This window comes from Ignavibacteriota bacterium (assembly GCA_016713565.1).
GTDB lineage: Bacteria > Bacteroidota > Ignavibacteria > Ignavibacteriales > Melioribacteraceae.
In genome coordinates, this window is sequence record JADJOX010000007.1 from 1,641,622 (window position 1) to 1,659,282 (window position 17,661).

14 protein-coding genes and 2 pseudogenes are annotated in these 17,661 nt (G+C 29.5%); 6 read left to right on the forward strand and 10 right to left on the reverse strand.

Features of this window, described 5'->3' with window-relative positions; all coding sequences use genetic code 11:
* Positions 1–21: 21 nt before the first annotated feature.
* A complete protein-coding gene (locus IPK06_14560; protein ID MBK7981199.1) occupies positions 22–447 on the reverse strand; it encodes a VOC family protein in 426 nt (141 codons plus the stop codon).
* Between the two features lie 255 nt (positions 448–702).
* Here IPK06_14560 and IPK06_14565 point away from each other — a divergent pair, with 255 nt between their 5' ends.
* Positions 703–1,668 (forward strand): helix-turn-helix domain-containing protein, encoded by a 966-nt coding sequence (locus IPK06_14565; GenBank protein MBK7981200.1) that lies wholly within the window; start codon positions 703–705, stop codon positions 1,666–1,668.
* Positions 1,669–1,691: 23 nt separating this feature from the next.
* On the opposite strand, the pseudogene IPK06_14570 reads toward IPK06_14565, so the two are convergent.
* Positions 1,692–2,016 (reverse strand): annotated as a pseudogene (locus tag IPK06_14570) (TfoX/Sxy family protein).
* Positions 2,017–2,165: 149 nt separating this feature from the next.
* Here IPK06_14570 and IPK06_14575 point away from each other — a divergent pair.
* Positions 2,166–3,032, forward strand: coding sequence for a LytTR family transcriptional regulator (locus IPK06_14575; protein ID MBK7981201.1), 867 nt, complete (start codon positions 2,166–2,168; stop codon positions 3,030–3,032).
* Between the two features lie 128 nt (positions 3,033–3,160).
* A complete protein-coding gene (locus IPK06_14580; GenBank protein MBK7981202.1) occupies positions 3,161–5,629 on the forward strand; it encodes a TonB-dependent receptor in 2,469 nt (822 codons plus the stop codon).
* Positions 5,630–5,665: 36 nt separating this feature from the next.
* On the opposite strand, the gene IPK06_14585 is transcribed toward IPK06_14580, so the two are convergent.
* Positions 5,666–6,988 (reverse strand): OmpA family protein, encoded by a 1,323-nt coding sequence (locus IPK06_14585; protein ID MBK7981203.1) that lies wholly within the window; start codon positions 6,986–6,988, stop codon positions 5,666–5,668.
* 91 nt (positions 6,989–7,079) lie between these two features.
* Between IPK06_14585 and IPK06_14590 the strand changes: the two genes are divergently transcribed.
* Positions 7,080–7,223 carry a hypothetical protein gene (locus IPK06_14590; GenBank protein ID MBK7981204.1) on the forward strand — a complete coding sequence of 48 codons (144 nt, stop codon included), beginning with the start codon at positions 7,080–7,082 and terminating at the stop codon, positions 7,221–7,223.
* Positions 7,224–7,335: 112 nt separating this feature from the next.
* Here the strand turns inward: IPK06_14590 and IPK06_14595 are convergent, their stop codons facing one another.
* The 6 genes from IPK06_14595 to IPK06_14620 form a co-directional block, all read right to left on the reverse strand.
* Positions 7,336–7,671: a TfoX/Sxy family protein gene (locus IPK06_14595; GenBank protein ID MBK7981205.1), complete on the reverse strand. Its 336-nt coding sequence runs from the start codon at positions 7,669–7,671 to the stop codon at positions 7,336–7,338.
* A 511-nt stretch (positions 7,672–8,182) separates the two neighbouring features.
* Complete coding sequence (locus IPK06_14600) at positions 8,183–8,563, reverse strand: hypothetical protein (protein MBK7981206.1); 381 nt, start codon at positions 8,561–8,563, stop codon at positions 8,183–8,185.
* Between the two features lie 187 nt (positions 8,564–8,750).
* Positions 8,751–11,060, reverse strand: a complete 2,310-nt coding sequence (locus IPK06_14605) for a DNA polymerase II (GenBank protein ID MBK7981207.1) — start codon at positions 11,058–11,060, stop codon at positions 8,751–8,753.
* A gap of 215 nt (positions 11,061–11,275) precedes the next feature.
* Positions 11,276–11,665, reverse strand: coding sequence for an STAS/SEC14 domain-containing protein (locus IPK06_14610; protein ID MBK7981208.1), 390 nt, complete (start codon positions 11,663–11,665; stop codon positions 11,276–11,278).
* Positions 11,666–11,671: 6 nt separating this feature from the next.
* Positions 11,672–12,100, reverse strand: coding sequence for a VOC family protein (locus tag IPK06_14615; protein MBK7981209.1), 429 nt, complete (start codon positions 12,098–12,100; stop codon positions 11,672–11,674).
* 161 nt (positions 12,101–12,261) lie between these two features.
* The gene (locus IPK06_14620) at positions 12,262–12,609 is read right to left on the reverse strand and encodes a hypothetical protein (protein MBK7981210.1); all 348 of its coding nucleotides are present in this window, start codon (positions 12,607–12,609) and stop codon (positions 12,262–12,264) included.
* Positions 12,610–12,809: 200 nt separating this feature from the next.
* Here IPK06_14620 and pruA point away from each other — a divergent pair.
* Both pruA and IPK06_14630 read left to right on the forward strand, forming a co-directional pair.
* Positions 12,810–14,446 (forward strand): annotated as a pseudogene (gene pruA / locus IPK06_14625) (L-glutamate gamma-semialdehyde dehydrogenase).
* Positions 14,447–14,658: 212 nt separating this feature from the next.
* Complete coding sequence (locus tag IPK06_14630; protein MBK7981211.1) at positions 14,659–15,963, forward strand: peptidase; 1,305 nt, start codon at positions 14,659–14,661, stop codon at positions 15,961–15,963.
* A 74-nt stretch (positions 15,964–16,037) separates the two neighbouring features.
* Here the strand turns inward: IPK06_14630 and IPK06_14635 are convergent, their stop codons facing one another.
* Complete coding sequence (locus IPK06_14635; GenBank protein MBK7981212.1) at positions 16,038–17,660, reverse strand: alkaline phosphatase family protein; 1,623 nt, start codon at positions 17,658–17,660, stop codon at positions 16,038–16,040.
* Position 17,661 lies beyond the last annotated feature (1 nt).

Here is a 17,661-nt window from a genome sequence, read left to right on the forward strand (position 1 = left end):
AAACCTTATAATTGTGAATAATTATATTTGTTTTGAAAAATCAATCATCCAATTTATGCCGAATTTATCTGTAAAGTTGCCGAAATAATCACCCCAAAATTGATCAGACATAGGCATTTCAATTTTTCCGCCAACGGAAAGTTTGTTGAATAATTCGTCAGCTTCTTCTTTAGAATCTGTTGTAATCATAATATGCATATTATTGCCAAAATTCAGTTTATGACCCATTTCTTCAATAGCATCTGTTCCCATTAAAATAATTCCATTGCACAACGGCAAAGAAATATGCATAATTTTATCTTTTAAGTTTTCAGGTATTTGGTTTTCGCCGGGAATATCTTTGAATTTAGTAACTCCAAGAAAGTCACCGCCAAATACTGATTTATAAAAATTGAATGCTTCTTCGGTATTGCCTTTGCAATTAATATACGGATGAATATTCTTCATAAATTTTTCCTTAAATGATTTATTTTTTTCATGAATAATGAAAATTCAAATTAACTCTAATTAATAATTATTTATTTTTTTTGAAATGGAAAAATATCTCTTACCGCATTTTTAGTTTTAATAATTAAGAATATTACCAAAAAGAGTTTTCAAAGCTTTATTTACAAATATAACAGATAATTTGTCTTTTTCTTATGAGTAATTACGCCAATATTGTGGGTTGATTACGACATTCACTTTATTTACATTTTCATCATGAAAAACATAATTATATTAGTTCCAGAAACGGCAATTCCCGCCGCAATTTTTGATCCGCAATATATGTTTTTTGCGGTTAATAATTTTTTCAAAGAAGCCGGGCATCAGCCGTTTTTCAATGTTGAGTTAATTGGTTTAACGAATGAAGTAAAATTAAATTTTGGAACTGTAACCGTTCATACAAATAATACAATTGATAAAGCTAAACAGTCAAATTTAATAATTGTTCCTGCTATAAGCGGAAACATAATAAATTCATTAGAAGTTAATAAAAAATTTATCCCGTTCATTATTGAACAATATAATGGCGGCGCGGAAGTGGCAAGTCTTTGCATTGGTGCTTTTTTATTGGCTTCAACTGGTTTGCTCAATGGAAAACAATGTTCTACTCATTGGCTTTTTGCAAATCAATTTAAAGAAATGTTTCCCGAAGTTAAATTTGCGGAAGATAAAATAATAACTGATCAAAATAGAATTTACACTAGCGGCGGCGCTACTTCTTATTGGAACTTACTTTTATATTTAGTGGAAAAATTTACGAACAAAGAAATGGCGGTTATGGCTTCTAAATTTTTCCTATTGGATACCGAAAAAACAACACAGCTTCCGTTTAGGATTTTTAAGGGACAGAAAGAACATAAAGACAGTTTAATTCTCTCCGCGCAGAATTTCATTGAAGAAAATTTTAAAGAAAAAATTACGATTGATGAATTATCCGAAAGATTTAATTTGGGAAGAAGAACTTTTGAAAGGAGATTTAAAGCAGCAACAAAAAATACAATTATTGAATATATTCAACGTGTAAAAATTGAAGCTGCAAAAATTGATTTGGAAAAGGGAAGAAAAACCGTAACAGAAATTATGTATGATGTGGGTTATACAGATAGCAAATCTTTTAGAGATATTTTTAAAAAGTATGCCGGAATTTCTCCGGTTGAGTATAAAAATAAATTTAATAACTGAATTAATATATAATTTTGTTTCTTTTATGATTTTGCTTTATCATTAAATTGCAGACATAAATTCAACCAAAACTTTAAAATATTTTGTTTTAAAACCTTTCGATTCAACATAGCATTAACCATTAAAATCTCTCTATTTGATTATAACGTTTTTGTAACCTTTTCTCTTAGAAATACTTTCTACCAAATTTGGATCAAATCAGCATATTAAATTATCACTGTTAACATTTATACACATTTTATCATTTATCAAAAATGCTAATCCGCCAAACATTTTTTTCTCTACCACATTTGGAATTTCTGAGAGAGCTTCTCTAATTCTATTTGCTAACGTTTCATTATATACCATTTAATTTTTCAACCTTTCAATTGATTTCGCAAACTTAATTATTTTTAATCACGGATTTGTTATAAAACTCAATCATTCTTTATTTACTAAAATATATAACGCAGAAATTCTGTTTTTAAAATGATTTATGTATTTAAGTATATTTATGTATGAAAATTTTAAATAGAAAATATTCTAAATATAATCCCAACAATAAAATATGGAAAAATGGGTTATATACGGCGAGTTTGATTTTATTGATTTTTATACTATTTGAGCCTTTTGGTTTTAGAGATAAAGAAATCAGTCTAAAAATTCTACTATACCCAGGCTATGCTTTTATAGCTTTTATTTATTCGTATCTAAATTTTCAAATTGTTAGACAAATAATCAAAAAAAAGCAAACTTGGAAAATAATTGATGAAATTAAAAATATTCTATTAAGCATAATTCTTATAACATTTGCTGTTCATTTATTTACATATTCAATTTCTGAAGATATGCCAATTACATTAGAATGGTTTTTTAGGCTTTTGTACCATGTTTCAAGTATTTTTCTAATTAAAAATATAATTGAGTTTTTTTATTATAATTATAAATCAACCGCCATAAATAATAAATTACTAAAATCACAGAATGAAATCTCAAATCAAAAATTGAATGATTCAGAAATGCAGAAAAAAGAAATCATTTTAATTTCTTTAGAGAAAGAGCAAATAAAAATTAGTAGAAATAAAATTATTTTTATCCAAGCAGCAAGCAATTACTTAATATTTTATCTTCGTGAAGATGATAAAAAAATAAATAAGATAATAAAACGGGGTCGACTTCATAAGATTGAAAATGATCTTTCTCCATTCTCAGAATTTGTTAGATGCCACCGCGCTTTTATTATTAATCTTAATCAATCAGCACGTTTAAAGGGAAATATGAAAAATTCCAGAATTATTTTTCAGGACGTAGAAACAGAGATCCCTGTCTCAAGAACATTTTACAGAACCTTGAAAGAAAACCTTGAGAAAATAACTTTAAGTTAACTTTCCATTTCGTCACTTTTTAAATCTATCTATCCCTAAGATTTGAAATATCTGTTTACGAATAATATATTTGCCACTGAAAATTAAATATAACAAGCTGATTTTTACTTTCGAACAAGTTCAATAAAATGCCAAAATTTAATTTTAGTAAAATATTGCTTTTCTTCCTTTGTTTAATAATTACAGAAACAAATTTTTCCGCTTTTACTCAGAACACAACTCAAACTGTTCGCGGCAGGGTAATTGACCAAGATTCAAATTTACCACTTCCGGGAGCAAATATTATTATTTTAAACTCCAATCCGATATTAGGAACATCCACAAACGTAGACGGAATATTTGAAATTGAAAATGTACCATTAGGAAGACATTCAATAAAAGTTTCCTTTATTGGTTATGAGCCAAGAATTATTTCCAACTTACTTGTTGGTGCGGGAAAAGAAGTTATTCTAAATGTTGAATTAATTGAATCTTTGGTTTCTACGAAAGAGGTTGTAATTGAAGCCGAAATGGAGAAAGATAAGCCGTTAAATGAAATGGCCTCTATAAGTGCTCGTGCATTCACTGTTGAAGAAACAGGTCGCTATGCAGCAAGTATTAATGATCCGGCAAGAATGGCATTGTCATTTGCAGGAGTATCAATCGGCAGTTCAGACGCACAAAATCTAATTGTCATTCGCGGTAATTCACCAATGGGTATGCTATGGCAAATTGAGGGAATTCCGGTATCAAATCCAAATCATTTTGCTGAAGAAGGAAGTTCCGGCGGTGCAGTTTGTTTAATAAGTAATAACATGCTTGATAATTCTGATTTCTTGATTGGTGCTTGGCCCGCAGGTTTTGGTAATGCAATATCCGGTGTTTTTGATATAAACTTTCGTAACGGCAATTCGGAAAATTTTGAACACTCTTCACAGTTAGGCGGACTTGGTGCAGACATTTCTTCGGAGGGACCTATTCCATTTTTTGATGGGGCTTCTTACTTAATTAATTATCGTTATTCAACTCTATCTCTTTTAGCTGCAGCTGGAATTAATATTGTAGATAAAGATAAAGGCAGACCGGATTATCAAGATTTATCATATAAAATTTATATTCCCTCAAAAACCTTTGGGTTAATTTCAATTTGGGGAATTGGAGGAATAAGTAATAGCGAGTACAAATCTGAAATTAGTCGAGGACTTACTTATGATAACAAAGAATATTTTTTTCTAGACGAAGAAGGAGAGAAAACAAGTTCGGATATTGGGATTTTAGGATTAACACATACATATTTTACAGATAACCAAAGTTTTATCAAATCGGCATTAACGTATAACGGTGAAAAGTTAAATAATAACGAAGACGGAATTATTGAAAGCAAAGTTTGTAAAATCAATACAAATGATTTTACAAAAAGTAAATTTTCATTTTCTTCATTATATAACAGAAAAGTTAACGCAAGTTTTTCATTTAAAACAGGAGTTATAATTGATTACCTTGATTTTAGTACAAAATCTTCAGAGTACAATAATGATGTAGGTAAATTTTATACAAATGTTGATGCAACTGGAAACAGTATTTTTTATCAGGCATATTTTCAATCAAAATATAAAATAAATAATGGTTTAAATATTTTTACAGGTTTACACAGCACACTTTTCAAGCTTAACAACAAGTCAACTATTGAACCAAGATTTTCATTAAACTGGAATATTACAAAGTTTGGATCTCTAACAATTGGCTACGGTTTACATAGTCAAATGCATCCGTTATCATTATATTTAATGAACTTTACGAATGAAAATGGTGAAACTTTTCAGTTTAATAAAAGTCTCGATTTTTCAAAGGCTGAACATTTTGGCATTTCTTATGATAATCTTTTCTTTGATAATTGGCGCGTTAAACTTGAATTATATTTTCAAGATTTATATAATATTCCAATTGCTAAAGATACATCAAACACTAATTATTCTTCTGAATTTCTGAAATCCTTTTCAGCACTAAATATTATTTCAAGCTTGGATTTTGTCGAATTGGTAAATAATGGTACTGGAAAAAATTATGGAACAGAATTAACAATTGAGAAATTTCTTGAAAGTGGATGGTATTTTTTATATACAGTTTCGATTTACCATTCAAAGTATACAGCATTAGATGGAATAGAAAGAAATACTCGATTTAACGGCAATTACACTTTAAATCTTCTAGCAGGAAAAGAAATTATTATTGGAGCAAATAATATATTAGGAATTAACACTCGAATTATTTGGGCTGGAGGAAAGCGAGTTAATCCAGTAAAAAGTCCCGAACCTCAATTTGATGACTTAGGAAATCCAATAATTGATCCAATAACCGGTAATCAAATTTTTGAAATAAAAGATGATTACACCCAAGCATTTTCAAAACAATTAAATTCCTATTTTCGTATAGATCTTGGAATTAGTTATAGATTAAATTATGAAAATACAGCACATATTTTTTCTTTCGATATCCAGAATTTAACAAATAGAAAAAATATTCGTAAAATAGATAAATACGATGTTGTTTCTGGACAGTATATTTATAAATACCAAGCTGGAATAATACCGACAGTAAATTACCGATTCGAATTTTAAATCAAAACTTTGAATAAAACATTAATTTTGAATTTATCAAATTTTCACAAATTCAACTCTTCTGTTTTGTGCTTTACCTTCAGTTGAATCATTGCTTGTAAATGGTTTGCCTTCTCCCAATCCTTTTGAGGTTAATCGATCGGTTGAAATTCCCAATTCAATCATTTTAGTTACAACAGATTTTGCGCGCTCATCGGAAAGTTTAAGATTAGTATCTTCGTTTCCATCGCTATCCGTATGACCTTCAACAGAAAATTTCAATTCGGGATGATCTTGCATCATTTTTACAACATAATTTATTGTCCCCATGCTTTCGGGTTTAATAGTTGATTTATTAACATCAAATTTAATTCCGGTTGTTACAAATTTTCCGTCAGTTAAAAATTTATCATAAAGTGGAACAGCGCCTTTTGCAATTCTAATATTTCTTAAATAACCGACAACTTTACCGCTTGTATTATGTGAAGAAAGTCCAATACCAGTTGGATTAAAATCAACATTTGGAATATTTAACAATCTAGTATCATCCAAATAGACTTTTAATGCTCGTTTGTTAAAAGAAATAGCAACGTGCCGCCAAGTTGGATCATTATCAACATAATTTGTTCCCTGTAAAAATATTTTCTCTATATCTTTTCCGTCAGCAGCATTTTGTTCAACTCTCACAAATTTATTATAAGAATTATTACTAGAATTTTTATAAATATTTTTTTGGTTTTTGTAATCAGCAAAAAACACATAATATTTCAAATGATTATCCGGGAAAAAAGCATCGAATTCAACTGTAAATTCATCCGGAAGATAATCTTCGGAACTATTTTTTATAAGCGGAACAATTCCACCGCCGCCATTTGCATTTGATTTTCTGCAGATTATAATATTATTGCCGTCAACATTTGCATTTTCGTATGATCCTTCAACCAAATCCCACTTTGATGGAAACTCGCCATTCTGTTCATTTTCTTGGTTGTCTTCAAAAATAATTTCAGTTCCGGGAACAAAATCATATTTATTCCAATTTAGCTTAGGCTTTACATTTTCTTTTGGAGTTGATTTGTTATTTTCTTTGGCATGTACATTTTCATCACTATTATTTTGATTTTCATCTGCATCCTCTACATCACCATCGTTTCCTGCTTTATCAATTCCATCTTCAACACCATCCAAAGTTTTATCAACACCTTTATCAATATTATCTTCAATTCGTTTTTCTATTTTCTTTTCAGCTTTATTTTTTGATTTTTTTAAAACTTTGTTCAAATCAATTTGGGCATAATTTATAGAAGAAAAAAATACCAACACAATTGGCAAAAGAAATAATATTTTAAATTTGTAAGTAAATAAATTTATAATTTTCATTTTATAGCTTCCTATTTATAAAATATTGTTCTAAGTATAGTAAACAATGTTTAATTTATCCACTTAGAATTTTAAGAAATTAATTTTTATTATGATAAGAATTGATAGATCAGTCAAAATTTATATTCCCAATGTTGATTTAGAATCCGCAATAAAGGATTTTGATATTATTAACAATAAAACCAAAAGCAAGCCGATATCAGCCGTTATAATTTCGCCGATTGCATATTACTAGGTGACAAATAATTATTTTCTATTGATTAAATACCGAGGATGTATCATTTAATACGGTAGTATTTCATTTACTGCATTGTGGTTTAATTAAAGCAGAATAAATATTTTATGTTTTACCTTTTTGAAGACTTTGCTTTATCATTAAATTTCAGACACAAATCTATCCAAAAATCAAAGTCCTTTTTAGTTTTAAATCCTTCCGGTTTAACGTAACAATATCCTTTAAATAATTTTCCGTTCATAATAACTTTTTCAAATCCTTTTTTCTTTGAAATTACATCTTCCATATTTACATCATATCTGCACATTAAATTATCACTGCTAACATTTATGCACATTTTATCATTTATCAAGAACGCTAATCCTCCGAACATTTTTTTCTCTTCAACATTCGGAATTTCAGAAAGAGCAAATCTTAATTTATCAGCTAATTTTTCATTGTAAGCCATTTGTGTGTAATGCCTTATTTTATTTCGCAAACTTAATTATTTTTAATTCAGATGTAAAATTAAACTCAATAAAATTTTATTTCTACACAATAAATTTTTCTTTATCTCATATATTTGCTTTGCTATCAACTCAGCAGAACAAAAAGCATGTTCAATTGCGAACGATTTCAGTATTACTTTTTTCAGATTGTTAAACTATCTTAAGTGAAACTTCTTGAATTATATTCATACTTTTTTATGCTGTCTTTTATAAAATAATTATAATTTATATTAACAAAATGGTTTAAAGCAGAATTACTAAAAAATTAAAGCAGGCTCGGATAAATTGTATTTTATTTTAAGTAAAAAAATTTTGGCGAAATTATGACATGCAAATAAATTTTAGAAATGAAACTAAATTTAATAAACCATATACCATCAGCACAATAAATTGGCTAATGGTAATTATATTTTTATTATAACTTCAAAAAATATTTTCAGATAAAATTATATAATTAGAATATAAATTATATTACTCACTTTTTTTTCTGATTACTTTCTTTCTTGTCTTTTTTTCAGGTATTGGCATTTCGGATTCTGCTTCAAAATCTTTTTGATAATTGGTGTTATTAAGTCCGGCATTTAAAATGTCAAGAATTTTATCAAGCTTTCCATTTAATTGAGCAATTTCCTTTTTTAAGTGCTCAGAGTTTCCAACGTTTTCACTATTATAATCTTTTTTTCTTAAATCTCCGCCGCCAAATTTTTTATCAGCTCTTTCATAACCGAATTTCTTTTGGTCTCTATTTTGATTTTTATCAAAACAGCTGCTGCAATAAATTGGTTTGCCGCTAGTTGGTTTAAATGGAACTTCACAATCTTTGCCGCAATGATCACAAGTAGCTCTGTGCATTAAAGGTCTTTCAGAAGATCTTTCAAAATCTCTTCCAACTCTTTGACCAAAATTCTTTTTCTATCTGTTCTTTTACTACCGCTAAAATTTTTCATTATTTTTCTCAAGTATTTGTATTAATTAGATTTGTAACTTTACATAAAATTTATCAAATAAATGCATTTTGTAATATCAAATTTTCATTTTTTTAAAATAAATCCATTTGTTTTGCGTGCATAATTGAATCAAATGATTTTCCGAATAACATTAAAACTGAATCGGCAATTGGTTTTAACTGCTTTTCAATATAATGCTGATAATCAAAATCAATTGGATTTAGTTCAACCGGAATAGGTCCGCGTTTTGTAATTATATAATTTACGGTTCCGCGTTCTTGATATATCATTCTTGCCGCTTTAACATGCGGAGGCTGAGATTTAGTGTAATCATCTGAGTTTTTTCTCAATCTTTTTTTATAAATCAAATTGGAATTAAATTTTCCTAATAGAAGATCGTTAACAAAATTTTTTGTCCAAGTTTCATAGTCATCGTCATTAAATATTTTCAGGTAAAGATCATGCTGAAATACTTTAGCTAATTTAGTCCAATCAGAGCGAACGAATTCCATTCCAACGAAATCAATTTTATCCTTTTCGATTAAGCCAGCGTATCGTTTCTTGGCTCCGCCTTCTTTGTTTCGCATAGAAGTTAAAATAAACTTTGAATAATGTTTTTCAAATTCAATTTCTAAGTAGGAGTTTAATTCAAATTCATTCAATAGCCTTTCATTCCAATATTTATTTAATTGTTCTGCAAGATTTTTTCCAAATGCAACTGGATCTTCATCTTCGTTCAAATAGTTAACAAATAAAGAATCTGTATCGCCATAAAGGACTTTAATATTTTCATTTTCCAAAAATATTTTACTTTGCTGTAAAAGCCACTGCCCGATTCCTGTAATAGCGTCTGGTAAATTGGGATGGTAGAATCTGCATCCGTAAGAACCCATTACACCGTAAAAACTATTCATTAAAATCTTTATTGCCTGAGAAAGATTTTTGTCGTTGTTCTTTTTTGCGTTTTCCCTGTGCGACATTAATTCTTCTATAAAATTTGGAAGAATATGCTTTGTTCTGGAAAATTTGATTTTGTTTGGAGTTTGTAAACTATTCACATCGTGTAATAATCTTGAAAGAGGATCAATTTTGAAAGTCTCAATTATTGACGGATATAGACTTTTAAAATCCAAAACAAAAACATTTTTATAAATTCCCGGCAATGGATCAAAAACATAACCGCCCGCGGAATGATGACCAATTTCAATATCTTTTACATTTGGCGCTACAAAACCGTTTTTATGCAGTTTAGGCAGATAAAAATGGTCAAATGCAGCGGTCATTTGTCCCAATTGATCAATGAACAAACCCGATAATTTACTTCTTGTTACCAACTGATCAATAATTCCAACTTTGGCAAAAATTTCCGAGACTAAAATACAGTCGGTTAAATTATAAACCGCTAATTGTAATTTATCATTTTCGAACAGATAATTAATTTCATCAACTTTATTGGAATTACTTTCAATTGTTTTTCCTTTGCCCAATAATTCCTGCGAAACGGTTTCCAATTTGTAATCTTCAAATGTGAAAAAAGCGGAACGCAAAGTTGTCGGACCATCCAAAACAACTCGCCCGGATATTTTGGCAAAATAATTTCCGCTTGTTTTTTGAATGATTTTGGAGATTGAATTATCTCTTCCAATTGTAAATTTTACGTTATTTATTTGTGAACGACTTTCTAAAATTTTTAAATCAAAGCCAAGGACATTCCAGCCTATAATTATATCGGGATCAAATTTATTTATATCCAAAACGAATTTTTCCAACAGCTCCTTTTCCGTTGAATGCTGAAAAATGTAATCACTTAGTTGAGTCTTTTCTTTGCCTAAAATTCTAACTATTCTTTTCTCAACATTGTTTTCGGTTTGATGAATTGCGTACGAAATAATAGAATTGTTTTCAGTTTTTGTTTCTATATCAATTGAAGCAATTTTAAAATTTGGATTAAATTGTGTCGGCGAAATTTTTGGATTTTCAAATATCATTACGTCATTTTGTTTTATAAAATTACCTGAAATATTAACTTGAGCATTTATTCCTTTCTCCATTAAAAATCTTCGTGTTGGAATTACGTCGCTTTCGTAAGTTCTTACATTTTTCGATCGGAAAAATTCCTCAGATTTAAGCAGATCGATTTGCGTATTAAAGTAAATTGCATCTACTTCGCTAAACGCAAAACTTTTCATATCCACTTTTTTTCGCAAATGCGGAAAAGGCAATTCAGTATTAAATGAATTTCGTTCAATAAAAAGAACGGGGCGATTTTTAAATACTAATTTAACGGTTCCGGAATTTGAAGTTCCATAGAAAATAAGAGAATTTTTATTGCTAAAATCATTCCATTCATCGGTAAAAAGAAACGCATTTATCTCAAATGGATTATTATTATTATTGTTCATCAATTGATAGAGTATTTTTTGAATTGGTAAATTTAAAGATAATATTGAATTTACTTTTCTGTAGTAATTTTAATAAAAAGAATAATTACGGATCTCATTTACTTTTAATAAATACGCTTGACCAAAATTTAGATCAAGAATTATTTTAAATAATCGCAAAAGTTGAAAGCTTAAAAAAATCTAAACATTATAAGGACTTATATAATATATTTATGTTAAATAAATTGCTTAAGCCATTCTTCCGCTAATTTATCATCTGTAAAAGATTTAATTGGAATAGGCGGTTTTTGAAATCTAAATAATATATTCATTATAAATTGCGATAAACCCGGTTTTGATACCATTGCCATTGCTATATAAACATTCGGCAATTGTTCAGTCGAAAATTTTCGGGTTGCTTTATCAGGCACCGGTGAATTTGTTAAGTAAATTAAAAGGGGAACTTTTTTGTTCCCCGTTATCTTTTTAACTAACTCAACATTTACGGATATATTTTTAACAGTTCTTTTTATGCTTTTAGAATAGGAAATTAGGATTCCGTCATTATTTAGATAATAATCCGCAATTTCACCTTTTATTAAATTTATGTTTTCGGGAAGTTTCATAATGGTTTATTTTAATTCACAGCTCATCATCCAATTTATTCCGAATTTATCGGTTAACATGCCAAAATAAGCACCCCAAAAAGTATTTTGTAAAGGCATAGAAATATTTCCGCCTTTTGCCAGTTCATTAAATATTTTATCGGCTTCGTCTTTACTTTCTGCACTTACCGAAATAGTAAAATTATTTCCGAAAGTAACTGTGGGTGACCAATCAACCATATCGCTTCCCATTAAAAATGTTTCTTTACTGATTGGCAGAGAAATATGCATTATTTTATTTTTCGCGTTTTCTGGAATTGGCGGCATTCCTTCTTGCGGCGGCATTTCACCAAAAGTGTTTATATTATGAAATTCACCTCCGAAAACTGTTTTATAAAAGTTGAACGCATCTCTGCAGTTCCCGTTGAATGTTATATATAAATTTACTGTTGCCATAAATTTAACCCCATATTTTAATATACAATAAACAAATAATATCACTTATCTTATTATTAACAAGAACAATAATAATAAAAATAAACGCAGTTAAATTATTTATCAATATTTTTTGATTTAAAACATCGAAAATTATGGTGGATTTATAAATAAAATATTTGCTATTTGTTTTTGTATAAAATTATAGAAAGAATTAAGATAATAAGGCTCAAACCAGCAATGGCAGGCTGCATCCAAGAAACAAAACCAATAATTAAAACTTGAACAACAATCCAAATAAGAATTATAACCGCCGAAAACAACGCGGTAAATTTACCAGTTTTAAATTTTTTAAAAACAGAAATTGAGGCGGTCAAACTGGAGCCTCCCACAAGAATAAATAATATAAAACTTGGTATAAAATAATTTTTAAAAGGACTTCTTTCCAGCCATTGAATAGGAATGTCTTTTGCACCCGACATTCCATAGAAACCGCCGCCAAAAGCATTTAGAGCAATAAATAAAAACAAAAAACTAATTAAATATCTTAGAAAATTTCGCCGCATAACAAGGAATTATTTTATGCAAAAATATCAAACAAAACGTCAATAATGATTTTTTTTTCGATCAATTATTATTCAATCCTATTTCACTTTTTGGTCTGCGTATAATTTCTTAATTTTTATGTATAAGTTATTTTATTTAATTAAAAGTTTTAAGGAGATTTATTATGCCAAATGCTCATTTTAAGATAAACCTTCCTGAGAATGAACCGATTAAAAATTATTTACCAGGTTCACCGGAAAAAGCAGCACTTAAAAAAAGAATGGAAGAATTAAAAAGTCAAGTTCTGGAAATACCACTAATAATCGGCGGTAAAGAAGTAAAAACCGGAAATATGGAAGAATGTTTAATACCGCATGATCATAAAACAGTTATTGGAAGATATCATAAAGCCGGAAAAAAAGAAGTTGAAATGGCAATTGATGCGGCACTTAAAGCTAGGGAAACATGGGCAGCAATGGATTGGCATGACAGAGCAGCAATATTCTTAAAAGCCGGTGATTTGCTTGCTTCACCTTATTGGAGAAATACATTAAACGCTTCAACAATGTTATCGCAAAGCAAAAATGCATTTCAGGCAGAAATAGATTCTGCTTGTGAATTAATTGACTTTTTCAAATTCAACGCTTATTACGCTCAGCACATTTATGAACAGCAGCCGCCTCATTCTCCTGCCGGACAATGGAATAAAATGGAGTATAGAGCTTTGGAAGGATTTGTTTTGCCGTAGCTCCATTTAATTTTACATCAATTGCGGGTAATTTACCAACATCACCGGCATTGATGGGAAATGTTGTTTTGATGAAACCTGCTTCCAGCGCAGTTTATACGGGCTATTGGTTAATGAAATTATTTGAAGCAGCCGGATTTCCTCCAGGAGTTATAAATTTTGTGCCGGGCTCCGGAAGACAAGTCGGTGATCCTGTTATGGCTTCTCCTTATTTAGCCGGAATTCATTTTACAGGAAGTACACCGGTATTTCAAAATATGTGGAAAACCGTTGGCGAAAATATAGCGAAGTATAAATCATATCCGAGAATAGTCGGTGAAACCGGCGGTAAAGATTTTATTTTTGTTCATAAAAGTGCAGACGTTATGGAAACAGGAACCGCGTTAATTAGAGGAGCATTTGAATATCAAGGTCAAAAATGTTCTGCCGCTTCAAGAGCATATGTTCCTCAATCAATGTGGAGTTCACTAAAGAAATTTATGATTGATAATTTGAAGACAATAAAAATAGGTTCACCAGAAGATTTTACAAATTTTATGAATGCCGTAATAGATAAAGGCGCATTTGATACCATAACCGAATATATTAATTACGCAAAAAAAGCAAAGGATGCGGAAATTATTTTCGGCGGAAATTTTGATAATTCAACCGGATATTTTATAGAACCAACAGTTATTGTAACAACAAATCCAAAGTTCAAAACAATGGAAGAAGAAATATTTGGTCCTGTACTTACAATTTATGTTTATCCTACAAATAAATATGAACAAACTCTCGAGCTTTGCAATCAAACTTCACCATACGCTTTAACAGGAGCAATTTTTGCAAAAGACAGGGAAGCCATTGTATTAGCGGATAAAATGCTTAAAAATGCAGCGGGAAATTTTTATGTAAACGACAAACCAACCGGTGCGGTTGTTGGTCAACAGCCTTTTGGAGGCGCAAGAGCAAGCGGAACAAACGATAAAGCCGGCAGTTATTTGAATTTAATCCGATGGGTTTCACCTAGAGCAATTAAAGAGAATTTTATTCCGCCAGTAGATTATAAATATCCTTTTATGCAGGAAAAGTAAAAATGTTAAAACAGAAATGTTTATAACGTAAATACATATTTTATCGTAACTCCCGACGTTGACAAATTATATAACAGTTTGAAATATCGGGAGTTTTTTTTCATTTGTACAAATATTTGTAAATCTTTTTTCTTGCGCTTAAGAAATAAATATGATTTAATTATTTTTATTAAATAAAGTCGCTAATAAATTTTAATAACGGAAATCTTAATATGAAAAAATATTTCATGTACTTTTTGTTCATTACAATTTTTATTACAAATAGTAAATATTTATCACAGGAATATTTAACCGAACTAAACAAAAAACTTTTGGAAATTCCCGATATAAAAGTGAATAAACTTCAACCGGATTCGCAATTTTCGGAAATATATGAAATTTTTGTAACTCAACCCTTAGATCATCTGAATTCATTTAACGGCATAAAATTTAGTCAAAGAATTTATCTTCATCATACTGATTTTAATAAACCAATGGTAATGGAAAATGACGGATACGCAATCGACGAAAGTAGAAGAACGGAGTTATCAAAAATATTAAAATGTAATGAAATTATAGTTGAACATAGATATTTTGGTGAATCAGTTCCCGACAGTATGGATTGGAAATATCTTAATACTGCTCAAGCAGCTGCAGATCATAATAGAATTGTTCAAATTCTAAAAAATATATACAAAGAAAAATGGATAAGTACGGGAATTAGCAAGGGCGGACAAACGACTATTTTCTTCAAATATTATTATCCCAATGCTGTTGATGTTTGGGTTCCTTATGTTGCGCCTTTAAATTTAGAGCAGGAAGATAACAGAATTCATACATTTCTTGAAAACGTAGGAACCGATGACTGTCGTAATAAAATTGAAAAATATCAAAGAGCATTATTGAAAAACCGAAATGAAATTTTGCCCATGTTGAATTCATATATGGAAGAACACAATTATACTTTTCCATTAGGTTTGGAAAAAACTTTTGAATACGATGTAATGGAATATTCCTTTTCTTTTTGGCAATGGGGAAATTTAAATTGCGATAATATTCCAGATCAAGACGATACACCTGAAAATTTATTTAAGCATTTATACACCGCATCTCCGTTCGATTATTTTGACGGAAAATCAATGACTTATTTTCAGCCGTTTTTCTATCAGGCTTATACTGAAATTGGTTATTACAATTACGAAACAAGTGATTTTACTGATTTACTGATTGATGTAAAAGATAAATACGCCAGCAATATTTGTTTTGCTCCGCAAAATGCTGAATTAAATTTCAACAAAAAATTAATGGAAAATATAAATAGTTATATATATAACTATGGCAACAATATGCTTTATATTTATGGCGGCAACGATACTTGGTCGGCTACAAGCGTCAATATTGGTCCAAATACAAACGCGGTAAAAATGATTAAGAAAGGCGGAAATCACAGAACCAGAATAAACAGTTTTACAGGTGATGAAAAAGAGAAAATTTATTCGACTTTAGAAAAATGGCTTAACATAAAAATTGAAAGATAATATTGCTGAATAAGTCACAATTAATTTTTTATAATTGCGACTTATTTTAAAACACAGAAAAAAATCTGGTAACTTTATTTTTTAAGCAAAGGAATTCCAATACAATCACTTGGCGGTGTTACTCCGATAAAATCACAAACCGTTGCCGCAATATCTTCAATATAAGCTTCATCATTTCTTGTTTGGGCGGGAACATTTTTCCCATAAATTAAAAATGGTATATGATTATCATAATTGTGTCTCGATCCATGCTGTGTGCCATATTTTTTTTCGTATTCCAAATAAAATGTTTTTAGAGAAAATAATATATCGCCGGATCGCTTCTTATTATAGCCGTTCAAAATGTAATTGTTTGTTGATCGCGAAGCAACCATTTTATCAAGTTCGGATTTCGTAAACACTTCGACAATTTCGGGAAAACTGCTCAACATGTAATTTTTAATTTCTTGCTCAACTTTTATATTATCTAATTTTAGTTTAGAAATTTCTTCATAATTTAAGTAGAGATTTCTTGAAAATCTTGTTTTAATCAAATCTTTACTTCCAAAAACTTTCTCTAAGTGATTTGTTAGTTTTTCATTAAAGTTGGAATTATCTAAAACTCCGGCGTCAAAATGCATATCTTGAAGATACCGAGTATTTTCCATTCCGCCGTGATCAGCTGTAAGGAATAGTAAGTAATTGTCTTTCCCGACTTGGTTATCCAACATTTTCAGTAATTCAGAAAGCTGCTCATCCAATCTTAAATAAGTATCCAATACTTCATAAGACTGTATTCCATAATCATGTCCAATCTTATCAGGAGTTGAAAAACTCACGGCGAGATGATCGGTAAATTCACCTTTGCCTAAATTTTCATTTTTTAATATTTCTTTAACAAAATCAATTAGTATTTGATTTCCAAATGGTGTGTACAAGAGTTTATTAAACTTTTTAGATTGCTCAATATTTTTCAATGAATGCGGGAATGACGTTTTTCCTTCATTAAAAACATCCTCTTCATATTGTGAATTATCGTCGGGTAAATTTTTATATATCTCCGGCGATTTTAATAAATTCCATTCTTTATTCAAATAAGAATCAACAATACCCGAATTATTAAAATTTGTTACCCAATCGGGTAATTTTTTCAGATAATAAAATGAAGAAATAAATTTTCCGGTGTTATCATCAAACCAATATGCCGCATTTGCGCTTCTTCCGGCAGGCAACATTGCCCCGCGGTCTTTTATAGAAAGACTAATTACTTTGGACTTTCCAAAACTATTAAGTTTAATTTGATCTCCGATAGTTGTACTTAAAAGCTGTTCAGGTGAAAGTTCTTTATCAATTCCTTCAACAAGCATTTTGTCTGCTGGACTAACAGCTGTAACACAGTTAACATTTTCAAACGTTGTTCTATCTTTCCAATCATTTGCAATAATTCCGTGAAAGTACGGAATAGTTCCTGTATAAATTGATGCATGTCCCGCGCCAGTTACAGTTGGAATATAATTTATTTTACAATTTGTAAAATTTGTCCCGTTGTTCAGCAATCTTTTAAATCCGTTATTGCCAAATTGATCGTAAAATTTTTCCAAATAATCATAACGCATTTGATCAACAACAATTCCGACAACTAATTTAGGTTTTTCATCTTTTTGGGCATAGCCAATAAATGAAAATATAATTGAGAACAAAACAATATTTTTAATCATA

Excerpts from the sequence above, each read along its gene's own strand:
- IPK06_14630 (MBK7981211.1), top strand. The coding sequence starts at position 14,659 with ATGAAAAAATATTTCATGTACTTTTTGTTCATTACAATTTTTATTACA.
- IPK06_14610 (MBK7981208.1), bottom strand. The coding sequence starts at position 11,665 with ATGAAACTTCCCGAAAACATAAATTTAATAAAAGGTGAAATTGCGGAT.
- IPK06_14565 (MBK7981200.1), top strand. The coding sequence starts at position 703 with ATGAAAAACATAATTATATTAGTTCCAGAAACGGCAATTCCCGCCGCA.
- IPK06_14595 (MBK7981205.1), bottom strand. The coding sequence starts at position 7,671 with ATGGCTTACAATGAAAAATTAGCTGATAAATTAAGATTTGCTCTTTCT.
- IPK06_14635 (MBK7981212.1), bottom strand. The coding sequence starts at position 17,660 with ATGATTAAAAATATTGTTTTGTTCTCAATTATATTTTCATTTATTGGC.
- IPK06_14590 (MBK7981204.1), top strand. The coding sequence starts at position 7,080 with ATGATAAGAATTGATAGATCAGTCAAAATTTATATTCCCAATGTTGAT.
- IPK06_14600 (MBK7981206.1), bottom strand. The coding sequence starts at position 8,563 with ATGCACAGAGCTACTTGTGATCATTGCGGCAAAGATTGTGAAGTTCCA.
- IPK06_14575 (MBK7981201.1), top strand. The coding sequence starts at position 2,166 with ATGAAAATTTTAAATAGAAAATATTCTAAATATAATCCCAACAATAAA.
- IPK06_14580 (MBK7981202.1), top strand. The coding sequence starts at position 3,161 with ATGCCAAAATTTAATTTTAGTAAAATATTGCTTTTCTTCCTTTGTTTA.
- IPK06_14615 (MBK7981209.1), bottom strand. The coding sequence starts at position 12,100 with ATGGCAACAGTAAATTTATATATAACATTCAACGGGAACTGCAGAGAT.
- IPK06_14605 (MBK7981207.1), bottom strand. The coding sequence starts at position 11,060 with ATGAACAATAATAATAATAATCCATTTGAGATAAATGCGTTTCTTTTT.
- IPK06_14560 (MBK7981199.1), bottom strand. The coding sequence starts at position 447 with ATGAAGAATATTCATCCGTATATTAATTGCAAAGGCAATACCGAAGAA.
- IPK06_14585 (MBK7981203.1), bottom strand. The coding sequence starts at position 6,988 with ATGAAAATTATAAATTTATTTACTTACAAATTTAAAATATTATTTCTT.